This window comes from Bradyrhizobium sp. USDA 4506 (assembly GCF_054058795.1).
The window spans coordinates 8,114,615-8,131,678 of the sequence record NZ_JBSSBM010000002.1; the positions used below are offsets into that span (position 1 = coordinate 8,114,615).

14 protein-coding genes and 1 riboswitch are annotated in these 17,064 nt (G+C 66.1%); of the genes, 11 read left to right on the forward strand and 3 right to left on the reverse strand.

Going from position 1 to position 17,064, the window contains the following annotated elements; genetic code table 11:
* Positions 1-139 precede the first annotated feature (139 nt).
* Positions 140-652, reverse strand: coding sequence for a GNAT family N-acetyltransferase (locus ACVIHF_RS40375; RefSeq protein WP_456793687.1), 513 nt, complete (start codon positions 650-652; stop codon positions 140-142).
* Positions 653-825: 173 nt separating this feature from the next.
* On the opposite strand from ACVIHF_RS40375, the gene ACVIHF_RS40380 reads away from it, so the two are divergent.
* From ACVIHF_RS40380 to ACVIHF_RS40400, 5 genes are all read left to right on the forward strand, one after another.
* Entirely contained in the window at positions 826-1,740 is a 915-nt protein-coding gene (locus ACVIHF_RS40380; RefSeq protein WP_253609803.1) for a LysR substrate-binding domain-containing protein, read from the forward strand.
* A gap of 748 nt (positions 1,741-2,488) precedes the next feature.
* Positions 2,489-3,541: a helix-turn-helix domain-containing protein gene (locus ACVIHF_RS40385; protein ID WP_456793688.1), complete on the forward strand. Its 1,053-nt coding sequence runs from the start codon at positions 2,489-2,491 to the stop codon at positions 3,539-3,541.
* A 336-nt stretch (positions 3,542-3,877) separates the two neighbouring features.
* A complete protein-coding gene (locus ACVIHF_RS40390) occupies positions 3,878-8,083 on the forward strand; it encodes a beta strand repeat-containing protein (RefSeq protein WP_456793689.1) in 4,206 nt (1,401 codons plus the stop codon).
* Entirely contained in the window at positions 8,080-8,655 is a 576-nt protein-coding gene (locus tag ACVIHF_RS40395; protein ID WP_253604436.1) for an invasion associated locus B family protein, read from the forward strand. The genes ACVIHF_RS40390 and ACVIHF_RS40395 overlap by 4 nt, the downstream gene beginning before the upstream one ends.
* 13 nt (positions 8,656-8,668) lie before the next feature.
* A complete protein-coding gene (locus tag ACVIHF_RS40400) occupies positions 8,669-9,430 on the forward strand; it encodes a hypothetical protein (RefSeq protein WP_456793690.1) in 762 nt (253 codons plus the stop codon).
* A 76-nt stretch (positions 9,431-9,506) separates the two neighbouring features.
* Here ACVIHF_RS40400 and ACVIHF_RS40405 read toward each other — a convergent pair whose 3' ends face one another.
* Both ACVIHF_RS40405 and ACVIHF_RS40410 read right to left on the reverse strand, forming a co-directional pair.
* Positions 9,507-9,944: a hypothetical protein gene (locus ACVIHF_RS40405; protein WP_456793691.1), complete on the reverse strand. Its 438-nt coding sequence runs from the start codon at positions 9,942-9,944 to the stop codon at positions 9,507-9,509.
* Positions 9,945-10,096: 152 nt separating this feature from the next.
* Entirely contained in the window at positions 10,097-10,222 is a 126-nt protein-coding gene (locus tag ACVIHF_RS40410) for a hypothetical protein (RefSeq protein WP_456793692.1), read from the reverse strand.
* A gap of 247 nt (positions 10,223-10,469) precedes the next feature.
* On the opposite strand from ACVIHF_RS40410, the gene ACVIHF_RS40415 reads away from it, so the two are divergent.
* From ACVIHF_RS40415 to ACVIHF_RS40440, 6 genes are all read left to right on the forward strand, one after another.
* On the forward strand, positions 10,470-12,278 hold the full coding sequence (locus ACVIHF_RS40415; RefSeq protein ID WP_456793693.1) for a peptidoglycan-binding protein: 1,809 nt from the start codon (positions 10,470-10,472) through the stop codon (positions 12,276-12,278).
* A gap of 334 nt (positions 12,279-12,612) precedes the next feature.
* A riboswitch (guanidine-I (ykkC/yxkD leader) is annotated at positions 12,613-12,723 on the forward strand.
* Positions 12,724-12,800: 77 nt separating this feature from the next.
* On the forward strand, positions 12,801-13,874 hold the full coding sequence (locus tag ACVIHF_RS40420; protein ID WP_456793694.1) for a putative urea ABC transporter substrate-binding protein: 1,074 nt from the start codon (positions 12,801-12,803) through the stop codon (positions 13,872-13,874).
* A gap of 46 nt (positions 13,875-13,920) precedes the next feature.
* The gene (locus ACVIHF_RS40425; RefSeq protein ID WP_253604432.1) at positions 13,921-14,739 is read left to right on the forward strand and encodes an ABC transporter permease; all 819 of its coding nucleotides are present in this window, start codon (positions 13,921-13,923) and stop codon (positions 14,737-14,739) included.
* The gene (locus ACVIHF_RS40430) at positions 14,736-15,569 is read left to right on the forward strand and encodes an ABC transporter ATP-binding protein (protein ID WP_168858506.1); all 834 of its coding nucleotides are present in this window, start codon (positions 14,736-14,738) and stop codon (positions 15,567-15,569) included. The genes ACVIHF_RS40425 and ACVIHF_RS40430 overlap by 4 nt, the downstream gene beginning before the upstream one ends.
* The gene (locus ACVIHF_RS40435; protein WP_253604430.1) at positions 15,566-16,411 is read left to right on the forward strand and encodes an urea amidolyase associated protein UAAP1; all 846 of its coding nucleotides are present in this window, start codon (positions 15,566-15,568) and stop codon (positions 16,409-16,411) included. The genes ACVIHF_RS40430 and ACVIHF_RS40435 overlap by 4 nt, the downstream gene beginning before the upstream one ends.
* Complete coding sequence (locus ACVIHF_RS40440; protein WP_310881466.1) at positions 16,408-17,061, forward strand: urea amidolyase associated protein UAAP2; 654 nt, start codon at positions 16,408-16,410, stop codon at positions 17,059-17,061. The genes ACVIHF_RS40435 and ACVIHF_RS40440 overlap by 4 nt, the downstream gene beginning before the upstream one ends.
* Positions 17,062-17,064: the final 3 nt, after the last annotated feature.

Sequence of the window (17,064 nt, forward strand, 5' to 3'; positions counted from 1 at the left end):
AGACGGCGCCGGGAAGCCGTCGCGGCTCTTTCCCACACCTCGGCCCTGCTTTCGCAGGGACGACACCGAGTATGTGGCTCGACCGTTGAGTCATACGCCCGCATTCTCGTGACATCGTTTTGTCCGAGCTTGGCCGCCGCTATGGAGGGCGGTCGGACGGAAGCTGGTAGCGCCACGTTTCGCCAGCGAGAACCCCGCGCTGCCGACGCACAACGGAGGGCCATTCGGAGCGAACCACGCTGAGGACCGCAGCATCGGCGGACGGCTCTTCATCGGCTGCGAAATATGCGCGAAGTCTGCCTTCGCAGCGGAAGCCGAGGTTGGCGTAGAGATCAAGCATATGCCTCCGGCGCCAGTCCAGATGCACCTCGGCCCGCTCGACGACGAGCACCTCGAACGCATACCGCGTCATCAGATGTGCAACGTGACTGACGAGCACGGCCTCGTCCAGTCGTCCGACGGTCCAGATCGGAGCGAAGGTCGCCCGCTTCTCGTGCCGGTCGATCGCGCCGAACCCGGAAACGCCGAGAAGGTCTCCCGATCCAGCGGCCTCGATTGCGAACGCGGCCGCGGTGTCGACCTGGTCCCATGCCGTCGCCAGGCGCGCGGTATTCGGCCGGTCAGATGTCCCGCGATCGAGCCGCCGCAGCATGGCTGCCTCGCGAAGCTGCTGCGCGCGCGAAGTCTCCGGGCCGGTGATCCTGGTCAACAGGATGCGGTCGGTGGCGAAGCTTGCATGGTTGCTCGACGGGTACATGCCGTATTGACGCACCCGATGCGCATGCCGTCAAATGACCGGAACGCCAGTTCATATGCAAATTGGTCATGCCCCTGAATCCAAGACATGTTGACCTGTTTCGAGAGGTCGTGCGCCACAACGGAATCACCAAGGCCGCCTTGAGCCTTCGGGTGGGGCAGCCTTTCATCAGCCGCGCGATCGCACGTCTCGAGCGCGAGATCGGCTTTGCGTTGTTCGAACGCGGGCGAGGCGGCGTCACGCTGACGCCGGAAGGCGAGATATTCCTGCGCGAGGTCGAGAGAAGCCAGGCCGGCCTCGAATATCTGGCGCGCGCCGCGCGCGGCATTCGCGAGCGTGGCAGCGGGACGCTCAGGATCGCATGTCTTCCGGCGTTCACCTATTCGTTGATGCCGCAGATCGTCAGCAGCTTCCTGAGGAAGAATCCCGACATCGTCGTATCCGTGGCCGTCCACAGCCCCGAGCGCGTCTGGAGCCTGGTGGCCTCGGGACAATGCGACGTCGGGCTGGCGCGGCCGCAGGCGGGGTTTGCCGCGGTCGACGACGAGCTCCTCATGACAACGGAGGCGGTCTGCGTCCTGCCCCGCCAGCACCGGTTGCGCTCGAAGCGATCGATCTCAGCGCAAGACCTGCGGGGGGAGCCCATGATCGCAGCTTCCCCGAGCGCACCGCATCGATCCCGCTTTGAACGCATCCTCGATGAGGCCAAGGTTGAGATCAAGACGGTCGCGGAGATCCAGTACAGCATGCAGCGTTGTGCCCTGGTTGCGCAGGGACTGGGTTTCTCGATCGTCGACCCGATCGTGGCCCGGGATTTTGCAAGCTCCAGAATCGTCCTCAAGCCGTTCGTGCCGCGGCTGGAGATCGCCACCATGTTGCTGCTTCCTTCGCAGCGACCGCGAAGCCGTCTCGCACTTCAATTCTGCGATCTGCTGCGCGCTGAAACCGCGCAGTACAGGAAATCCGCGCGCGTGCAGGCTTGAGCAGCAGCGGCAGGGTTTTCTCTCGCATCGCGCGCGGCATGACCTCGCGGGACGGCGCGAGCCGCCTGCGGCGCTTCGCTTGCTCGGCGCGCTGTGCTCGCCGAAAAAATTCGTCGGGCAGTCGTGACTTTCGTCATCTCGACGCGCAGATGTGAATGCTGCAGCGTGCGCGCCGCATGCACGCAGCGCTCGTGTTCGATTCGTACGGCTGCATTCACGTCGCACGCGGTGGGTTGCCGCATGATTGGGCAAGAGCGCTCGCAATGCGATCATGCGTGGGATAATCGATATGTCATCTACCGTGCTTAGGTCACGCCTTTGCAGCGACATGCGTTTCGTCCAGGCGCGGAGATCGAGAAAATTTTCCGAAGACTCTGCGATGATGCGTTGCCCGATCGCATCGCATGAACGCAATTTTGGATTTCTGCACGACGCGCGTTGCCGCCCCTCTGGTTCTCGCGCAGATTGTTCTCTAGATCAGTCGAGCCGATCCGTGACGGAGCATCCGAGCGGGACACGGCAATGACGCGACAATGATGAACGCCATGTGCGAGCACGACTGCCAGAGGAACCTGCGTCAACCCTATCGGGAGCGGCCGGCGTAAGCCGTCGATGTCCGAATCCCGAAATGCCTCTTCCTTGTCTTCCCCGAAATTCGCCGGTCTGTGAGCGGCCGGCGACGCAACCTTGGGAATGCGCCTCCGTTGAGCCAACGTTCGTCGTTCGCGCCAACGGGGCACGAAAGTACATGCAAGAAGACGACAAGACGCCGGCACACGCAGCGCAGCTCCTGGAACACGCTCCCTTGCCGCGCGAGCCGCGGGACATCAGGGATATAGCCCCCGCGCCGCCGCGGCTGTTCTCGACACGACCCTATCCGCCCTCGGAGCAGTTCGAGGTCTGGAAAACGCGGATGGCTTCGCTGGTCGACGTTGCGCCACCGGAAGGTCATAGCCCTGCGCACGGGTTCCTGGTGGAGTACCTGACCTGCAACATGGCCGACGTCGTCTTCACCTCGGGGCGCTTTGCCGCGCAATCATTCGCCCGCGTCATCAGACCGTCGCATGGCGCGCCCGTCGATATCTGGTGGCTGTACCGGGTGCGCTCCGGCGAAGCCCGCTTCGAGACCGCAGAGCGGCGGATTCACGCCGGGCCGGGCGCCATGTTCCTGATCTCGCTCGATGAGGATTTCCGCGGCAGCATCACGGACTATGACGGCCTGGTGCTGGGCTTGCCGCGCCAGTCGTTCGCCGGTGTGGCCGATCAGCTCGACGCTGTCTGCAATATTCTACTCGAAGGCAACCTGATCGAGTTGCTGGCGGACTATCTCGACCGACTCGAAACGCGCATCACCCTGATGTCCGCGGAGGAGTTGAGGCAGGCGGGGCGGGCGACCGCGCAGATGATCGCCGCGTGCATCCAGCTCTCCTCGGATCGGCTGGAGCAGGCACGCGGCGCGATCGAGTCCGTGCTGTTCGAGCGGGCGCGTCTTTATATAGAGTCGCATCTCGCCGACTTCGACCTGACGCCGGACCGCATCGCGCAGCAATTGCGGATCTCGCGTTCTGCCCTCTACCGTGCATTCGAGAGCGTCGGGGGCGTTGCCGGCTACATCCTGCGCAAGCGGCTGCGCGCGGCACATGCAGAACTCGTCTCGTCCGCCGACAGGCAGGTGCAGGAGATCGCCTATCGCCACGGCTTCAAGCTGGCGTCCGATTTCACCCGCGCCTTCCGCCGCGAATTCGGCGTCAGCCCGCGCGAGATGCGCGAACGCATGCGCCGTCGATCAACCACCGGTTGAGATGCGTGCAAACAACTCATGGTGCATCGAGCAAATCCTTCAACTTGTGAGACGATCTGCGTGTTATTTGGACGGCCTGCTGAGTGACGTTGTCAAATATGTGTCTATCATTTTTGTTCATGACGACTCGGGGCAAATTGGTGGGGCAGTCGAGCGAGCGCTGGGTGGCAAGATGCGCTCGTTGAGTTCGACACATCATCGGCCAGGACCGGAAGGCGAGCGCACGTCGCGCGGTCTTCACATCTCCACATGCGCTCCCAAGGGACGCGCATGTCGGTACAGTCCGCGGCATGGCTCCCCCGACGTCTTTTCAAGATGTCGCAAAGGGGACGCACCATGGCCATCGCACGCAATTCAACCGAATCGCTGACGCGTCAGGGCCGCGCCGGCTTCGTCCGGAGCTGGGTCGCAACGGGCGATGCGGGCAGCCGTTCGCTGCGGCGGCGGTTGCTGGCGGTGTTGCGGTTGGCGCACCGGGTTTTGGGTGTGAAGCGCGATCGGCTGGGACTTGGTGCGCTCGGCGGCGGCGGGCGAGCGTCGGCCGTTGCCGTGACGCTTGGTGCATTTGCTGTCGTCGTAGTAACCGCCTCGGCCGCGAGCGCCGGAAGCGTACAGCTTGGTGGTGGAACTGCGACCGGCACCGATTCCGTGGCGATCGACACCAATTCGTCGGCCAGCGGCCTGCGCGCCATCGCGATCGGGAGTGGAGCAAACGCAGCCGGGCTGGATGCAGTTGCCCAAGGCACCGGCACCAGCGCCGGCGCCCAGAACGCCATCGCGATCGGTTTTCAGTCGATCGCTTCACAGCTAAACTCTCTCTATCTCGGGTCGCGTACGGCCGCGGGAACCGGCGCGCTCGCTACGAGCGCCATCGGCATCGGCACGGATGTGACAGCATCCCAGGTCGACGCCATTGCGGTTGGACGTTCATCCGTTGCGTCTGCACAGTACTCGGTGGCGCTTGGCCTGAACGCGAAGGCAACAGGCACTGGCGGTGCAATGGCGCTGGGCCAGGGCACGGTCTCGAGCGGCGTCAATTCGGTCGCGCTCGGTGTTCAAGCCAATGCCACCGGCGCCGGCACGAGCGCCCTGGGCACATTCGCCAGCGCCACCGGGGGCAATGCCACCGCGGTCGGCGTCAGCTCCTTGGCGAGCGCCAACTATTCGTGGGCCGGAGGCTGGGCATCCGTTGCCTCGGCGGACAGCGCGACTGCTCTTGGCAAGCAGGCGACCGCGTCGGGGATCAACTCATTCGCCGGAGGCAGCTCCAGCAACGCAGCCGCAGATTTTGCCGTGGCTGTGGGCAATCAGGCGCAGGCTCTGAGTACCGGGGGCTCGGTTGCGATCGGATCGGGCGCGGTCGTCAACAGTGCAGCGACGGGCGGCATCGCGATCGGCAACAATGCGGCATCCGCCGGCATCAGTTCGCTCGCAACCGGTGTTGGGGCCAGTGCCGCCGGCACAAGTTCGCTGGCGATCGGCACTGCCTCAAATGCGAGTGCCGCCGCCAGCACTGCGATTGGCAACACGGCCGTTGCCAGCGGCCAAAACTCTTCCTCGTTCGGGTCTGGAGCGCACGCGACGGGAGACAATTCGCTCGCGGCCGGCGTCAGCGCCAGCGCCAGCGGAATCGCCAGTACCGCACTCGGCATCGGCGCCAAAGCATCGGCCACGAGCGCAATCGCCGTTGGCAACAATGCGGCGGCCAGTGCCGCCAATGCTGTCGCCGTGGGCACCAATGCGACGGCCTCCGGCGGGCAGGCCGTTTCGATCGGCGCGAACAACACCGCCTTTGGCAACGGCGCCGTGGCGATCGGCGATCCCAGCTATGCCAGCGGCACCGGCGCCTTCACCGGCGGCGCGAACAACATCGCCAACAGTGACGGTACGGCGAGCGCCACCGCCGCCAACCAGGCCAACGGCGCCGTCGCGATCGGCAACAACAACAAGGCGATCGGGCAGGGCTCCGTGGCGCTCGGCAATGGCTCCACCGCGGGCGCCGCCGGTCTTGCGGGCAATATCGCATTGGGCAACGGCGCCACAGCGGCGGCAAGCTCCGGCGATGTCGCGCTCGGCTCCGGCAGCGTCACCGCTGCCGCGGTCAACACGCCGAACACGGTGATCAACGGCACCACCTACAGCTTCGCCGGAACGACAGCGGTCTCGACCGTCAGCGTCGGTGCGGTCGGCGCGGAGCGCACCATCACCAATGTCGCGGCGGGCCGCATCAGCAACTCTTCGACCGATGCGATCAACGGATCGCAGCTCTGGGCCACCAACCAGGCGGTTGACGGCCTCGCCACCACCGTCAACAACATCAACACCGGCGGCGGCATCAAATATTTCCACGCCAATTCGACGCTGGCGGATTCCTCCGCGGCGGGGACCGACTCGGTTGCGATCGGACCGGTGTCGACCGCGACCGGCAGCGGCTCGGTGTCGATCGGCAACGGCGCCAACGCCGCGAACGCCAACGACATCGCGCTCGGCTCGGGCAGTCAGACCAGCACGGCGGTTCAAACCGCCAGCATCGTCATCGGCGGCAACACCTACAGCTTCGCCGGCACCACCCCGACCTCGACGGTCAGCGTCGGCTCGGTCGGCAATGAGCGCACCATCACCAACGTCGCGGCGGGACGGGTCAGCAACGGCTCGACCGATGCGATCAACGGCTCGCAGCTGTTTGCCGCGACGTCCGCGATCGACAGCCTGTCGACCGTCGTCAGCAACGGCCTGACGCATTATTATGGCGTCAACGACGGCGGCACCCAGCAGGCCAACTACAACAACAGCGGCGCGACCGGCGTGAACTCGATGGCGGCCGGCGTTGCCGCGTCGGCGACGGCGGCGAATGCCACGGCGCTCGGCTTCAACACCCAGGCCTCGGTCGCGGATGGCGTTGCGCTCGGCTCGGGGTCGATTTCCAACCGCGCGCTCGCGCCGGCGTCCGGCACGATCGGCGGCACCATCATCCCCTACAACACCACCGATCTAGCGCTGCTCGGCGCGGTGTCGGTCGGCAACGCGACGAGCTACCGGCAGATCACCAACGTGGCCGACGGCACCCAGGACAGCGACGCCGTCACCGTGCGCCAGCTGACCGGTGCGCTGACGTCGTTCGCGACCACGACGACGAAATACTTCCACGCCAACTCGACGCTCGCCGACTCGCTCGCGGTCGGCAACAATTCGGTCGCGGTGGGCCCTGCGACCGTGGTCAACGGCGACAACGGCATCGGCATGGGCTTCGGCGCAACCGTGGCGCAGACCGCGCCCGGCGGCATCGCGATCGGCCAGAATTCGGTGTCCAACTTCGCCGATTCGATCGCGTTCGGCACCAATGCCCAGGCCAGCGGCGTCCAGTCGGTGTCGATCGGCGCCGGATCCCAGACCACCAACCCGACAAGCGTTGCGCTCGGTCCGAACGCCAAGGCGACGGCGCAGGCCGGCGACGTCGCGCTCGGTGCCAATTCGACCACCTCCACTGTGGTCGCGACTTCGAGCACCTCGATCGGCGGCACCACCTACACCTACAACTTCGCCGGCACGACGCCGACCTCGACCGTCAGTGTCGGCAGCGCCGGTGCGGAGCGCACCATCACCAACGTGGCCGCGGGCCAGATCACCCAGACCTCGACCGACGCGATCAACGGCTCGCAGCTCTGGGCCACCAACACCTCGCTCGCCGCTCTCTACACCACGGTGAGCAACATCTCGACCGGCGGTGGCGGCGTGAAATATTTCCACGCCAATTCGACCGCGGCGGATTCCATCGCGACCGGCGCGGAGAGCGTCGCAATCGGGCCGCAGTCGGTCGCGAGCGGCGCCAATGCGATCTCAATGGGCAACGGCTCGGCCGCGTCGGCCGACAACTCGGTCGCGATCGGCGCCGGCGCCAAGGCGACGCAGGCCAACTCGCTGGCGCTCGGCGCCAACGCGACCACCACGGCCAATCTGAGCGATGCGGCCTATACGCCGGTCGTCGGCAAGACCGTCGCGGGCGTTGCGACCGGCGAAGTGTCGGTCGGCTCGTCCGGCGCCGAACGCCGCGTCACCAATGTTGCCGCCGGCTCGGCGGCGACCGACGCGGTCAATGTCAGCCAGCTCCAGGCGGTTGCGTCGAGCTCGATCCGCTACGACTCCGACGGTTCCGGCAACACCACCAACAAACTGACGCTGAACAGCGGCAACGGCGCGCCGGTGACCATCAGCAACGTGGCGCCCGGCGTCCTCGGCACCGATGCGGTCAACGTCAATCAGCTCAACAGCGCGTTCCAGCAGCTCAACGGCCAGATCGGCGAGGTGCGGCAGGACGCCTGGCGGGCGGCCGCGATCGGCATGGCCGCCGCATCACTGCGCTATGACGACCGGCCCGGCAAGGTGAGCGCCTCGGCGGGCGGCGGCGTCTGGCGCAGCCAGGGCGCGCTCGCCTTCGGCATCGGCTACACCAGCGAGAACGGCAAGCTGCGCACCAACGCCGCGGCAACCACCGCCGGCGGCGACTGGGGCGTCAGCGCCGGCGTGAGCCTGACGCTCAATTGACCCTGACGGCGACGAGGCGGCTGGCGTGTCTGGCCTTGATGATCTGGCTCGGGGCGGCGGCGAGCGCCGCCGCGCAGGGCGCGCCGCCTGGCGCCTACGCCGTGAAGCCGTCGGACGTCGTGGTGCCGGAGGGCGAGACGCTCGGCGAGTTCAGGCGGATGATCCAGCCGTTCAAGAACTGGACCCTGATTTGCGACGAGAGTCTCAAATCGAAGCGCCGCGTCTGCAACGTCACGCAATCGATCGTCAACGCGCAGGGCGCGGTCGCCTTCAACTGGTCGCTGATCGCGACCGCCGACGGCAAACCGCTGATGGCGATGCGGATACCCGCGGCCGCCGGGGTCGGCGCGCAGATCGAGCTCGCGCTGGGCGACAGTCCGGACCGCATCGTCGCGCAGACCGATCGCTGCGATGCCAGTTTCTGCTTCGCCACGGTCGCGATCGGCAATGTGCTGAGGCGGCACATCCGTGCGGCGACGCCGTGCCGCGTGTCCTATCAGCTGCCGCAAGGGCCGATCGTGCTGGAGGCGCCGCTGGACGGACTGTCCGGTGTGCTGGCGAAGCTGAAATGAGACAACAGGCTGCATGCGGATCCGGAAGCCGGAGCGACGCATCGAAGTGCGGGACGAGAAGATGAATACGCCGATGCGACTGAAGACCCCCATCCTGATTTTCACGGCGGTCGTCGTGGCGGCGCTCAGTGCGGCCGGCGTCGTGGGCTATGCCCAGCAGATGCAGCCGGCCCAGTCGCAGCCGATGCCGCTGCAGCCGGCGACGCCCGCGCCGGCCAAAAAGCCCGCCGCCGCCGCGAAGCCGCAGCCGCACAAGCAGCGTCCGCAGGAAGCGCCGACGCCGCCGTCTGCCGCGGCATCCGTTCCGCCGCAGCAGGCGGGCCAGCAACCGACCGTGTTCGACGAGCACGCGCGGCAGGGCAACATCGTGACCTGCGCCAATCTGTTCGGGACGCTCGGCCGCGGCCTCGCGATGAACTCCAGCTACACCGCGCAGTCGCAGTGGGACGCCAAGGCCGGCAATTCGCATTCGGTGCAGTCGCTGGTCGCGCTCGCACCTAACCAGGCCAGCCAAGCCACCCCCGCCGCCAATCAGCAGGCCGCCGGTATCGTGTTTGCCGCGCCGGTTGGATCGTCCTGCGAAGGCAATCTGGTGCGGGTGACGCCGCGGACGGAGAGCTGTTCGACGGTTGCCGCCGAACTCGCCAAGCTCAACGGACAGACCGGCACGCTCGGTGATCTCGCGACGATGGCGCTGCCGAACGGCGCGCAGGTGGTGCTGATTCCGTTAGGCAACGCCTGCGTCGCGGTGACCGCGCTGCGGGTCGCCGGGTAACGCTGCCGCTCAACCCGGTCGACCGTTGCCGGCGCCGGTCAGCTCGGCTGGCCGCGCCGCGTCGGTCTGGCCGATCTCACCAATGATGCCAGCGATGATGCCAGCGCGGGTAGCCGCCGCGATAATAGGCGTATGCCGGGCGCACCACGTGACGATAGCGGTAACCGTAATAGGCCGGCCGGTATCCGCTATAATATGTCGTAGTGTAGCCGCCGCCCCAACGATACGGCGCAGCGTAATAGCCGTCGTCATAGGCATAGCCGCCGTACCCGTAATAGGCGGGCGAATAGCCATAACCGTAGCCATAGCCGGGGTAGCCGTAACCATAGGAATAGCCGGGATAGCCGTAGGCTGACGAGGCGAGGCCGCCGACGACTGCGCCGGCAATCAATCCGCCTGCGAGCGCGGCACCCCACCCGCCGTGTCCCCACCGTGCTTCGGCGGGCGCCGGGGCTGCGATGGCGCTCACCCCAAGCGCACCGACGGTTGCAAGAACAAGGCCTGTCTTCCTCATGGGATCCTCCTCGATGATAGTTGCCCAGCCGGTCAACGGGGCAGGGGGGCATTGGTTGCGAATGGCCGCGCGCCTGCAATGAACCTGGGCCTGCAACAAGCCTGGCGGCGAGGTGGGCGCAGTGGTGCCGCCGTTGACGGGGAATCAAATGTTCAAGGGCGAACGGAACCGGTTCCGATCCTCTGCCGGTCGCAGCGAATGATGATCCGCGTGAAAGGGCCGAACATCGACGTGACGGCGAAACCACGCTCGATTTCAAAACGGGAAAGCGCGGCCATCGGTTCCTGCAGCTTGATCGCTCGGCAGTTCCCTTGGTGCGAAATGTCGCGTCGCGCCGGCATCTAGGAACGGTGCGGGCGGCGACGCTGTTTCCTCACAAGGCAGGTTCACCGGTGAGTCGCGCGCGCCGCTGCGTCGTGTCGCTCGCCGGCTTTGTTGGAACGCGGCCACGGCGCGGAGCGCGCCAGCCATTTGGCGCCAAGCTTCGCAATCCGGCCAGCCGCTAGACTGCAGGAGGAATCGGTAATGCAGAGCAAGATGATGAAGAGCAAGTTTCTGCTGACGACGGCCGTGCTGTTGGCCGGCGTCAGTCTCGCTTCGGCGCAGAGCATGCGCGAGGGCGGGGGCGGCATGGGTGGTGGCGGAAGCGTCGGCGCGGGCGGTGGCGGTAGCGAACACGGCCGCTCCGCAGGCTCGCCGGCCGGCAGTTCCGGCGGCGCAATGCATGGCAGTCCCGGGGCATCGCGAAGCGAAGGGCGAAGCGAAGGCATGACGGCCGGTCGCGGCCAGGGTGGCGCACGAGAAAGCCAGGGCGCACGAGAGAGCGGCAGGGCTGAAGGACAGATGGGCCGCGGTGCGGCCGAGCGCAGCCAGACCACCGGCCAGGCCCGCGAGAGCGGCCGCGCCGAGCAGGGTCAGCGCAGCCAGAGCAAGCAAGACCAGAGCAAGCAAGAGCAGACCGTCGGCCAGAGCCGAAACCAGCGCGAGCAGATGGGCCGATCTGAATCCCGCGAACGCGGCAACGCCACGACGCGGCAAAGCCAGCAGCAGCAGGAGAATCGCGCCAATACTGCGAACCGCAGCCAGGGCACCACGACCGGTCAGGGGACGGCTCAGGACAAGGCTCAAGGCATGACTCAAGGCAAGGCGGGCACGACGACCGGCCAGAGCACGACCACGGGTCAGGCAAAGAGCGCGAACACGACCACCGGTCAGGGCACAACGGCAGCCCCGAATACGCGAGCCGGCCAGACCACGGGCGCGGCCGCTCCGCAGTCCGGCACGACGCAAAACAGGATGAACTCTGGACAGACCACCGGTCAGGCCCAGGGACAAACCGGGACAACCGCTCAAACCCAGGCCCAGTCGAACGCCACGATCCAGACCGAGGCCGGGCGCACCGTGACCTCGCAGCAGCAGAGCACGATCCAGCGCTCGGTGCTGTCGGCGCGTAACGCACCGCGCGTCAATGTCAGTACGATCAACTTCGCGGTCAATCCGGGCGTGGTGGTGCCGCGGAGATTCAACGCGGTGTCGGTCGCAACCTTCCCGGCGCTGATCGATGCGTTCCCGTATTATCGCGACGATAGTTTCTTCGTCGTCGAGGATGAAGTCGTGTTCCTCGATCGCGAGCGCCGCGTCGTCGACGTGGTCCCGGTCGGACCGCGGACGCGCTTCAGCCATCGCGGCGGCGGCGGTGGTGGCGCTAGCGTTGCGATGATGGACCTGAACCCGCAGCAGATCCGCGAGGTGCAGCAGGTGCTGATCGACCGCGGCCTGCTGGTCGGCGAGGCTGACGGTGTATTGGGATCGCGGACCCGCGAGGCGCTGATCACCTTCCAGCGTCAGGAGGGCATCACGACCAGCGGCAGCGTCGACACGCGCACGGTGACCGCACTCGGCCTGTCGGATCGGATCGGTCAGGGCGCGGGCGCATCGTCGACGGTCGGCCAGAGCCGCACCGAGCAGAACACGACTGGACAGACGACCGGTCAGACCAACAACGCGCCGCAGAACCAGTCGACCGGCCAGACCGGCGCTCAGCAGCCTGCCCAGCAGAACACCACGGGTCAGGCGAACTCGCCGCAGAACCAGTCGACAACCGGCCAGAGCGGAAATCAGCCGTCCGCTCAGCAGCAGGCCCCGCAGCAGAATACGACGGGCCAGGCTGCACCGCAGAACCAGAACCAGTCGACCGTCGGTCAGGGCAGCGGCAATCAGTCAAATGCCGGCCGGGACACGCAGTCGAGCCAGCCCAACCAGAACAACAATCCGCCGTCGTCAGGCTCAGGCCAGAGCCCGCAGTCGCCGGCGCAAAACTCCGATCGGAAATAGGATCTCTGTGCAGGAGCCCCGCTGCAGAGCGGGGCTCTTTTTTGCGATCTTGCGATCAGTCTTTTAGTTCGGACTTCGGCACCAGGCCGAACCGGCCGTGCAATCCGCGCCAGAGGCCGGCGCACAGAACGCTCAGAAGCTTGCGCATCGAACTCCCCCTCGACATCAGCCATCGTGCGATCCTGCTGATGCCGGTGGCGAAAGGACAGAACCAATTCTGAGCAGGTCTGCGCAATCTTTGAGCAAGGCACCATCGCGGCCGCGCCGCGCGCGCGGAAAAATCTCATGAGATTCAATTGCCGGCCCGCTGGCACGCCTCGTGCATCAATGGCGTCGAGTTGGCCGCTAGGGTTCCGATCTTGCGAAGCAAGGTGCTGGTCCGAGAGCAGCCGCTTGCGGGGGAGACATCCCCGCAGGTGCACGGCGGGATAAAAGCCCGGGAGACCTCGTCAGCCAAGGGATTGGCGGAGCGATGGTCTTTTCGCCAGTCCCTTTTTGTGAATTTCGCAAGAGGGATCGGCAATGAACAAATTCGTTTTCTTCCTTCGCTCTGTTGTCATCGGCTGCGCGGTCGTGCTGGCGGCTGCGCCTGCGGCCGACGCCGCGCCGAAGAAAAGCTTCAAGGTCGCCTGGTCGATCTATGTCGGATGGATGCCGTGGGGCTATGCGGCCGACACCGGCATCGTCAAGAAATGGGCCGACAAATACGGCATCGCGATCGAGGTCAAGCAGTTCAACGACTACGTCGAATCGATCAACCAGTACACTGCCGGCGGCTATGACGCCGTCACCATCACCAACATGGACGCACTCTCGATTCCGGCAGCCGGCGGCGTCGACACCACCGCGGTCGTGATGGGCGATTTTTCCAACGGCAACGACGCGGTGATCCTGAAGAACAAGACCGATCTCGCCGCGATCAAGGGCCAGACGGTCAATCTGGTCGAGTTCTCGGTGTCGCATTATCTGCTGGCGCGCGCACTCGAGACTAGCAAGCTGAGCGAGAAGGACGTCAAGGTCATCAACACCTCCGACGCCGATATCGCGGCCGCCTACAAGACGCCTGACGTCAGCGCGGTGGTGACCTGGAATCCGATCGTAACCGAAATCCTCGGCTCGCCCGACGCGAAGAAGGTGTTCGATTCCTCGCAAATCCCCGGCGAGATCATGGACCTGATGGTGGTGAACACAGCGGTTGCAAAGGACAACCCGGATTTCACCAAGGCGCTGGTCGGCATCTGGTACGAGACGCTGTCCAAAATGACGGCGAACGACGCCGCGGCGAAGGCCGCCAAGGAGGCGATGGCCAAGGCCTCCGGCACCGACCTCGCCGGCTTCGACAGCCAGCTCTCGACCACAAAACTGTTCGACAAGGCAACCGATGCCGAAGCCTTCACGCGCAGCCAGACCGTCGGCGTGACCATGGATCGGGTGCGCAAGTTCCTGTTCGAGAAGGACCTGCTTGGCAAGGGCGCGAAGTCGGCCGACGCGGTCGGCATCGAGCTCGCCGACAAGTCGGTGCTGGGCGACAAGTCGAACGTCAAGCTGCGCTTCGATCCGACCTACATGGACGAGGCCGCCAAGGGCAAGCTCTGACGCCAAGCTCTGACGCGCAGTGCGTCGCCCCAAGCAGGAGCTGACCATGCGACTTGTGAACATACGGCCGGGACGGCAGACGCGGTTCTATCTGCTCGCGCTGCCGTTCGTATTGGTCGCAATCGCCTACTTCGCCGGCTCCAGCGCGCGGCTCGCGCAGAACGCGAATGACAAGCTGTTGCCGGCGCTGCCGAGCATGGTGCAGGCCGTCAAGCAGATGGCGTTCGAGGTCGACCCGCGCACCGGCGGCTATCTGATGGCCTCCGACACGGTCGCCAGCCTGGGGCGGCTCGGCTCGGCGCTGGCGATCTCGACGGTGGCGGCGCTCGTGCTCGGGATCGTGATCGGGCTGTTGCCGGGCGCCAACGCCCTGCTCGGGCCGTTCGTGTCTGTCACCTCGATGGTGCCGCCGCTGGCGCTGTTGCCGATCCTGTTCATCGTGATGGGGCTCGGGGAGAATTCCAAGATTGCGCTGATCGTGATCGGGACGCTGCCTTGCATGATCCGCGATCTCGCCATGAAGGTGCAGGAGCTGCCGCGCGAGCAGATCGTCAAGGCACAGACGCTCGGCGCCTCGACCTGGCAGATCGCGCTGCGCGTCGCGATGCCGCAAACCCTGCCGCGGCTGATCGACGTGTTGCGCCTGCAGCTCGGGCCGGCGTGGCTGTTCCTGATCGCAGCCGAGGCGATCGCATCCGATTCCGGGCTCGGCTACCGGATCTTCCTGGTGCGCCGCTATCTCGCGATGGACGTCATCATCCCCTACGTCGCCTGGATCACGCTGCTGGCGTTCCTGATCGACGTCGGCCTGCGCGTCATGCAGCGAAGGTTGTTTCCGTGGTTTGCTTCGGTGAGGGCGGAATGAGCGCGATCCGCTTCGACGACGTCTGGAAGGAATATGGCGACCACATCGTGCTCGAGCGCATCACGATGGAGGTCGAGCCGCGCGCCTTCATTGCGCTGGTCGGCCCGTCCGGCTGCGGCAAGACCACGCTGCTGCGCATGCTGCTCGGCGAGGAGCAGCCGACCCGCGGCCAGATCCTGGTCGACGGCAAGCCGTTGCCTGGCGAGCCGGACGCCGACCGTGGCGTGGTGTTCCAGCGCTACTCGGTGTTTCCGCATCTGACGGTTTTGCAGAACGTCATGCTCGGGCGCGAACTGCGCGACGCCAAATTCACCGGCCGGCTGTTCGGTGCCGCGCGCCGCGCCGCCGCCGACGAAGCGATGAAGCTGCTCGCCGAGGTCGGGCTCGCCGGCCAGGAGAGCAAATATCCGTCCGCTTTGTCGGGCGGCATGCAGCAGCGGCTCGCGCTGGCGCAGGCGATCATGCGCGGGCCGAAGATCCTGCTGCTCGACGAGCCGTTCGGTGCGCTCGATCCCGGAATCCGCGCCGACATTCACCTTCTGATGAAGCGGCTCTGGAACGAGACTCATCTGACGGTCGTGATGGTGACGCATGACCTCAGTGAAGCCTTCGGACTCGCGACGCGCGTGATCGCGCTGGAGCGGCAGCGCAACCGCCCCGAGGAGCGCGAGCGCTACGGCGCCACGGTGTCGCGCGACCTCGAGATCTTTCCGCGCCGCAGTGCGGAGCTGCGGTCGTCAGTTCAACCAGCTCCGACCGGGACGACCCGGTCAGGCAAGGAGCATCAGCCGGGACGGCCCGGCGCTCTCGTCTTGAAGGAGCAACCATGATCCTCACAGAGGAACAAAGGGCCGAGATCGCGGCGCATACCCGGCGGTATAACGAGCTGAAGGCGGCGGGGCAGGAGCACGCGCCGCGGGCGCTGCCGGCGCCGACCGCGCGCGACGCCGCGCCGATCGATGCCGACACGGTCATTCACCGCGAGACGATCCCATCCGGCTGGTACTGGACCACGCGGCTGAACCGCGGCGACACCCTGCGCGTCGTCAACACATCGGGGACGTCGACCGTCAGCCTGCTCGCCTGGAACAGTGCCGACACCACCGAGCGGCTCAACCACGCCGACACCATCAAGGTGCAGTGGGCGGCGCGGTTGCAGAAGGGGCGGGTGCTGCTGTCCGACATGGGGCGCGCGCTGCTCGGCGTCACTGAGGACAGCAGCGCCGCACATGATGCCGTGGTCGGCGGCTCGACCGCGGCGACCAACCTAGCCAGATACGGCGAGGGCAATTTCCGCAACACGCGCGACAACTTCATTCTCGCCGCAGCCAAGCTTGGCCTTGATCGCCGCGACGTGCATCCCTGCGTCAGCTTCTTCGCACCGGTCGCGATCGACGCCGACGGCAAGTTTGTCTGGTCGGAGCAGCGGCGGCAGCAGGGCGATTTCGTCGATCTGCGCGCGGAGATGGAGCTTCTGATCGCGCTGTCGAACTGCCCGCATCCGCTCGATCCCGCCAAAATCTATCCGCAGGCGAGCGTGGAGATCGTGCGCTACCGCGCGGCCGCGCCGGCGGCCGACGATCTGTGCCGGACTGCGACCGCGGAAGCGGCCCGCGCCTACGAGAACAATGCGCTGTATCTCGGCGAAGCCCTGGAAGGAGCCGTGCGATGACCATGCAACCTGTTCGCACCGCCGGCCGCATCGTTCTCGATGTCGAAATTCCCGCGCGCAAGCCGTGGTCGGCGATCATCCGCAAGGGGCAGACGCTGCGGATCACCGATAGCCATGGCCAGCAGGCGGTCGACACGCTGTTCTATTGCGCCAGTGATTTCGGCGAGCGCTACAGCGGCCAGGATACGCTGCGCGCGCAGGGCTCGGCCTATGTCGGGCTGGGCACCAGGATCATGTCCAACGAAGGCCGCGTGATGCTGCGCGTGACGGCAGACAGTTGCGGCCTGCACGACACATCGGCGGGCGCCTGCTCCTGTGAGAGCAACACCGTGCGGTTCGGGCACCAGACCCGCTATCAGCACGCCTGCCGCGAGAATTTCGTGATCGAAGCCGCGAAATACGGCATGTCGAAGCGCGACATCGTGCCGAATCTGAACTTCTTCATGAACGTGCCGATCGATCCCGCCGGCAATTTCACCGTGGTCGACGGCGTCTCCAGGCCCGGCGACGCCATCGAGCTGGTCGCCGAGATGGACGTGCTGTGCCTGATCTCGAACTGTCCGCAGATCAACAATCCCTGCAACGGATTCTTCCCGACGCCGGTCCAGGTCACGATCTTCGACGTCGCGATCGTCGAGCCGGAGGCGTGAGGC

Bases quoted from the DNA above. Each gene is read 5' to 3' on its own strand.
- ACVIHF_RS40375 (WP_456793687.1), bottom strand. From the start codon at position 652: ATGCTGCGGCGGCTCGATCGCGGGACATCTGACCGGCCGAATACCGCG.
- ACVIHF_RS40380 (WP_253609803.1), top strand. From the start codon at position 826: ATGCCCCTGAATCCAAGACATGTTGACCTGTTTCGAGAGGTCGTGCGC.
- ACVIHF_RS40385 (WP_456793688.1), top strand. From the start codon at position 2,489: ATGCAAGAAGACGACAAGACGCCGGCACACGCAGCGCAGCTCCTGGAA.
- ACVIHF_RS40390 (WP_456793689.1), top strand. From the start codon at position 3,878: ATGGCCATCGCACGCAATTCAACCGAATCGCTGACGCGTCAGGGCCGC.
- ACVIHF_RS40400 (WP_456793690.1), top strand. From the start codon at position 8,669: ATGCGGATCCGGAAGCCGGAGCGACGCATCGAAGTGCGGGACGAGAAG.
- ACVIHF_RS40405 (WP_456793691.1), bottom strand. From the start codon at position 9,944: ATGAGGAAGACAGGCCTTGTTCTTGCAACCGTCGGTGCGCTTGGGGTG.
- ACVIHF_RS40410 (WP_456793692.1), bottom strand. From the start codon at position 10,222: ATGGCCGCGCTTTCCCGTTTTGAAATCGAGCGTGGTTTCGCCGTCACG.
- ACVIHF_RS40415 (WP_456793693.1), top strand. From the start codon at position 10,470: ATGCAGAGCAAGATGATGAAGAGCAAGTTTCTGCTGACGACGGCCGTG.
- ACVIHF_RS40420 (WP_456793694.1), top strand. From the start codon at position 12,801: ATGAACAAATTCGTTTTCTTCCTTCGCTCTGTTGTCATCGGCTGCGCG.
- ACVIHF_RS40425 (WP_253604432.1), top strand. From the start codon at position 13,921: ATGCGACTTGTGAACATACGGCCGGGACGGCAGACGCGGTTCTATCTG.
- ACVIHF_RS40430 (WP_168858506.1), top strand. From the start codon at position 14,736: ATGAGCGCGATCCGCTTCGACGACGTCTGGAAGGAATATGGCGACCAC.
- ACVIHF_RS40435 (WP_253604430.1), top strand. From the start codon at position 15,566: ATGATCCTCACAGAGGAACAAAGGGCCGAGATCGCGGCGCATACCCGG.
- ACVIHF_RS40440 (WP_310881466.1), top strand. From the start codon at position 16,408: ATGACCATGCAACCTGTTCGCACCGCCGGCCGCATCGTTCTCGATGTC.